The organism is Faecalibacterium sp. DFI.5.82, from assembly GCF_029076575.1.
GTDB lineage: Bacteria > Bacillota > Clostridia > Oscillospirales > Ruminococcaceae > Faecalibacterium > Faecalibacterium duncaniae.
In genome coordinates this window covers 1-286 of the sequence record NZ_JARFIS010001191.1, presented here as the reverse complement: position 1 = coordinate 286, position 286 = coordinate 1, and the positions used below count along the sequence as shown (strand labels likewise).

Below are 286 nucleotides of genomic sequence, written 5' to 3'. Positions count from 1 at the left end.
TATTCAAAATTGGCGTAACAAATGAAAAGGAAAATCTTCCGATTGCAACAATGCAAGTAATATGTGTGAACCCCATAAGTTGCAAAGCAATGCCAGCAACCAAGCCACCAAAAACGATCGTTTTATAAGTAAAATGTATTTTCTTTGAAAATGTAACAACCAAACTTCCGCATAAAATCCCTAATCCACCACAAGCCTTAATAATGCCTAGGTCAAATGTATTCCCAAGTGTCAAGCCGAAAGGCTCTATTAATGAGGTTGAGAGATTAATCGTAAAGTTTAAAAT

The 286-nt window shown here is 35.3% G+C and carries 1 protein-coding gene; it reads right to left on the bottom strand.

The window, feature by feature from the left end:
• Positions 1-286 (bottom strand): hypothetical protein (locus tag P0G09_RS20685; protein WP_275253620.1); only part of this gene is annotated, 286 nt, incomplete at both ends.